3 protein-coding genes are annotated in these 5,252 nt (G+C 57.0%); all 3 read left to right on the forward strand.

Annotated features, from left to right (window positions below; all coding sequences use genetic code 11):
* The first annotated feature begins 19 nt into the window (after positions 1 to 19).
* Positions 20 to 1,084 carry a prephenate dehydratase gene (pheA, locus tag VKV18_RS11395; RefSeq protein ID WP_324204328.1) on the forward strand — a complete coding sequence of 355 codons (1,065 nt, stop codon included), beginning with the start codon at positions 20 to 22 and terminating at the stop codon, positions 1,082 to 1,084.
* Between the two features lie 972 nt (positions 1,085 to 2,056).
* Positions 2,057 to 3,265: an A/G-specific adenine glycosylase gene (gene mutY / locus VKV18_RS11400; protein ID WP_324204329.1), complete on the forward strand. Its 1,209-nt coding sequence runs from the start codon at positions 2,057 to 2,059 to the stop codon at positions 3,263 to 3,265.
* The coding region (locus VKV18_RS11405) for a S9 family peptidase (RefSeq protein ID WP_324204330.1) at positions 3,249 to 5,252 on the forward strand (2,004 nt) is incomplete at its 3' end. The genes mutY and VKV18_RS11405, both read left to right, overlap by 17 nt.

A 5,252-nucleotide genomic window follows, 5' to 3' on the forward strand; every position in this document is an offset into this window, starting at 1 on the left:
AACGAGGTGAAACCCAACGATGAGCTTGCCGGAATGGCGCAAAGAGATTGACCAGATTGACGAACAGATTTTGCACCTGCTGAATCGCCGTGCAGAGCTTGCCCGTCAGATCGGGCATGCCAAATCACGAACGCGATCACACTATTTTACCCCAGAAAGGGAGCATACTGTTTTTCGGCGCTTGGTTCAGATGAATCCCGGCCCTCTGGAGGCACATGCCGTGCGGGCCATCTATCGAGAGATCATCTCTGCTTGCCGTGCGCTCGAAAAGCCGCTTACGGTGGCCTTCTTAGGTCCGGAAGGCACCTTCAGCCATTTGGCCGGCATAGCGCGCTTCGGCTCCTCGTCGGAATTTGTGCCGGTGGAACGCATTGCGGAGGTGTTTGCTCAGGTGGAGCGTGGCCTCTGTGATTACGGCGTGGTGCCTGTGGAAAACTCGTGGGCCGGTGCCGTTCCGGAAACGCTCGACTCGTTCCTAAACTCCAATCTTCGGGTGGTGTGGGAGATCTATCAGCCGATCTATCACAACCTTTTGTCGCGCTGCACCGCTTTGGAGGAGATAAAAAGGCTCTACTCGCATTTTCAACCGCTCGCCCAGTGCCGCCAATGGCTGCGCAACCACTTGCCCCATGTGGAGGAGATAGAGGCTTCGAGCACGGCAAAGGCTGCCGAGCTTGCCTCTCGTGACCCAGAAAGCGCGGCTATCGCCACCTACCTTGCGGCAGAAAAATACGACCTACCCATTCTGTGTGAACATATCGAAGACGATCCCACGAACCGTACGCGCTTTTTGGTGCTGGGTTACAACGAGCCGGAACCCACCGGGAAAGACAAAACCTCCCTCATCTTTACCGTGCCCAATCGAGCCGGCGAGTTAGCCCATGCGCTGAACGCCTTCGAAAAGTACGATGTGAACCTTACGATGATTGAAACGCGGCCTACCCGCAGCGCTCCCTGGCAGTACTTCTTCTATGTAGACCTTCAAGGGCATGTAAAGGACATGGCCGTTTCCAAAGCTCTCAATCTTTTGAAGGAGCATTCGCTTTTTGTGCGTGTGCTCGGCTCCTATCCAGAGGCAAGTTGAACTGTACCTTTCTACCCCTTGCCTTCTACAGGGGGCACCTGGCGGTGGGCGCTTCTCAAAGGACCTACCCCCATTTTGGGAGCGGGAAGAGCAGGCTAGTTCGCGGTTGCCTACGATATGCTTACCTTTGGGAAACCAGACACAATAGCTCCTTTTTCCAATAAGACACAATAACCTCCCAGTGCATCGCTGCGCGCTAGCTCCTCCCTAACCGATGGGAATGGAAATGCAAGATTTCTCGCCTGCGGCTCGAAATGACAGTTGTGGTGTCGGCTCGGAATGACAGTTGTGGTGTCGGATCGAAATGACTGTTGTGGTGTCGGCTCGGAATGACAGTTGTTTATCTCGTCTCCGGTTCGGAATGACAGTTATATCGCCGGCTCTTCAAGCCCCCACCCCCCACTCCCCTCAAGGCCGACAAGGGGTCCCCAGAAAATCGCAAGATTTTCTGGGGCAGGGCGCCCTTCCCCTCCCCCTATTTGGGAGAGGGGAGACCAACAAGTTCACCAGCGGTTTCTGTTGATGAGTTGTCATCTGGAGACTAACCACAACCGCCCCCTTTCTCCCATAAGTAAGAGACAATAAACGCCCCAGCGGCCAAAACCGTTTCCTTCAAAGCCTATCTCTCTGGCCGCTGCGTTGCTGTCTGCAAGACGAAAGGATGGGATAGGGGGCGTATAAGATAGGCTTGCTCTAAGGAATTGCCTCTAGAGCCGCAAGATCAGCAGTCTTTACAGCCCCCTGCCCCTCAGAGCCGGTGGGAATTGAAATGCAAGATTTCTCGCCTGCGGCTCGAAATGACAGTTGTGGTGTCGGCTCGAAATGACAGTTGTGGTGTCGGCTCGGAATGACAGTTGTTTATCTCGTCTCCGGTTCGGAATGACAGTTGTTTATCTCACCGGACAGCCCCCTCTCCACCTATCAGGGGGAGGGGAGACCGGCAAGCTGACGCAAAGGGTATAATCGTGCAATATGGAAGCTGCCTCTGAAGCGCCGATTACAAACGATCTGCGCGAACGCATCGTTACCAAACTGCTAGCGTGGTATTTGCAGAATAAGCGCGACCTCCCTTGGCGTGGTGCTTCGCCCTACGGCGTTTGGGTCTCTGAGATCATGCTGCAACAGACCCAAGTTGCCACCGTTATTCCTTACTATCTTCGCTTTATGGAGCGTTTTCCCACGGTGAAGGCCTTGGCCGAGGCCTCCTTAGAGGAGGTGCTGCGTTATTGGGCGGGGTTAGGCTACTACGCGCGCGCCCGCAATTTGCATCGGGCCGCCCAAATCCTCGTTGAACGCTATAACGGCGAGCTGCCAACCGAGCCGGGCGCCATTGAAAGCCTGCCCGGAGTAGGGCGTTACACGGCGGGGGCCATTCGCTCCATCGCCTTTAATCAGCCCTATCCGCTTGTAGACGCCAACGTAGCCCGCGTGCTGTCGCGCCTGTTCGGCGTAAGCGGCAACTTGCACAGCGCCTCCACGCAAGCGCGCCTTTGGCACTTGGCACAGCAGCTTGTACCCGAAAACGAGCCCGGCGCCTTCAACCAGGCGCTTATGGAGCTTGGCTCCCTCGTCTGCATTCCCTCCGATCCGCGCTGTGAACAGTGCCCGTTACTGGCAGATTGTGTGGCCGGCAATACCCCCGATCCAACTGCCTGGCCGGAAACGCCTTCCGGTAAGCGCTCGATACCGACAGTTCACAGCAGCGCCCTCATCTGCAACGAGGAAGGGGCCTGGCTTATTGTGCAGCGTCCACCGCATGGCCTTTGGGGAGGCCTTTGGGAGTTTCCGCGTGTGGTTTGTGGAACTGGGGAAACGCCTCTTGAAGGCGCCCATCGAGCTGCCCGTGAGGTGGCCGGTCTGGAGGTGGAGGCCCTAGAGCCTAAGGCGTTCAGAGCTGCCCAGGGCCAGGTTGCGCCGCTTACTCGAATCAAGCACGGCGTGATGCACTATCGGATAACCCTCTACGGCTATCTTATGCGCCCCACCACCTCGGTGGTCCCAAAGGAAGAGCGGCCCAAAGCATGGGTCACCTCGGAAGCGCTTTCCCGCTACCCTATGCCGGCCCCCCAGGCGCAACTGCGTGAGGCGGTTCTAAACCGTCTGCACACGCCTCTACCCAATGCCCAACCCTGCCTTGTTTTTGAGGAGACAAACATCCCACCCTATGCAAAAAAGCCCTAACGAAGCGACATCAAAACGGCGGCTTACCCCGCGTGCCCTGCTCGAAATCAAACGGCTGAGTTGCCCCCAAGTTCACCCGGATGGGCATAGCGTCGCCTTTGTACTTGAAGAGGCCGACTTTGAAGAGAGCCGCTGGAACCGCCATATCTGGCTGGCCGAGCAGGGGCCGCCAACCGAGAACGAAGAGGAGGAGCCAGACGAAAACGTTCGCCAGCTCACCTTTGCAAAGGAAGGCGAACGCGAACCTAGATGGTCGCCGGACGGGCGCTACCTCGCCTTTCTCTCCGAACGCCCAGAAGGTGGACAAGAAGAAGACAACGAGGAAGAAGAACGAACCGCGCAAATTTGGATTCTGCCTTTGGAAGGAGGGGAGGCCTTCCGTCTTACCCAGGCGAAGGAGGGTGTCGAAAGCTACGCCTGGTTCCCAGACGCCGAGACCATTCTCTTTCTCACCGCTGAGCCAAGGCCGGAGCCTATCGCCAACGCGAAACGTGACTATCAGAAGCAACACATAGACGCGGTTGAAGAAACGGAGCCGCGCCCGCGAAAACAGTTTTGGCGCATCCACCTTAAGGAACGAAAACCTCAACTCCTCTTCACTGCCGACCCCGGAGTGGAATCGTTTGCGCTGTCGCCCGATGGAACCTGCCTCTGCTATATCACCAATCGCACGGGCGACCCAGACGACGCCCACATCGCCGACATCTATCTGTTAACCCTTCCTGAGGAGGGCGAGCCGACAGTCCACCTGCTTAGCGATCGGGAGGGAGGCAAATACCATCTCCGTTGGTCACCAGATGGGCATGTGGTGACGTTTTTAGGCTGGCTCGACCCTAAGCTCTCTTATTCGCGCGAAAGCCTTTTTGGGATGCGCATTCCTGCAGCGCTCTTGCCGCCTACTGCCCACTCCACACAGCCACTTCCCTGGCTGAACAAACTGCCTGAGGCGCCCGAATATGCCCTGTTAACGGACTACGATTTCGACCTTTCCTGCTACGAGTGGTCTCCCAAAGAGGCGGCCATTTTCGCATTGGCCAACGTGCGCACGGGCAGCCAACTGCTTCGCATTGACCACGCCACCACTCCCTTACCGGCCTCTTCGGAGGTACCGAGGTTTGAGTTGGCGCTGCAGCCGGAGGGAGGCGTCATGGCATGGATCGAGGAGAGTGCGCAGGCTCCGCCCGAAATCTACCTCTACGATCTTCAAAGCCCCATACGGCCCCTCACCAAGCTCAATGCGGCGTTTACAGAGGAGTATCTCTTGCCCAAGCAAGAGGTGGTACGCTGGAAAAGCTTCGACGGGTTAGAAATTGAGGGAGTGCTTACCTATCCTTTGGACTACGAGGAAGGCAAGCGCTATCCCCTCCTGCTTCTCATTCATGGAGGGCCTAAGGGCTGTTCGCAAAATTCGCTACGAAGCTACGGGATGCATCCGGTTTGGGCATCCGAAGGCTATCTGGTGCTGCGCCCAAACTACAGGGGGAGCGAGGGCTATGGCAACGCCTTCGCCATTGCCAACCGGCGTGACCTCGGCGGCGGGGACTACCAAGATATTATGGCCGGAGTGGAGTGGTGCATTGCGGAAGGTTTGGCCGACCCCGAACGCATGGGGGTGATGGGAGGTTCGTACGGAGGCTACATGACCAACTGGATCATCGCGCACACCAACCGTTTCAAAGCCGCCATCTCCCTTTTCGGCATCTTTCACCTTCAGACCGACTTCAGCAACTCCTCCTACTCGCGCTGGGACTACGAGTATCTCGGAGCCTACTATTGGGAAGACCCCGAAATCTATCGTCGTCTCTCTCCGGGCACCTATGCAGACCGTATTCAGACGCCTACCCTTATCATTCACGGTGAAGAGGACGACAACACCTTCATCAGCAACTCCAAAGAGATGTACCAGGCGCTGAAGCACCGGAAAGTGCCGGTACAGTTTGTTCGCTATCCGCGTGAGGGGCATGGGCTAGATGAGCCGAATCATCGG

This window comes from Chthonomonas sp., from assembly GCF_035294505.1.
Lineage (GTDB): Bacteria > Armatimonadota > Chthonomonadetes > Chthonomonadales > Chthonomonadaceae > Chthonomonas.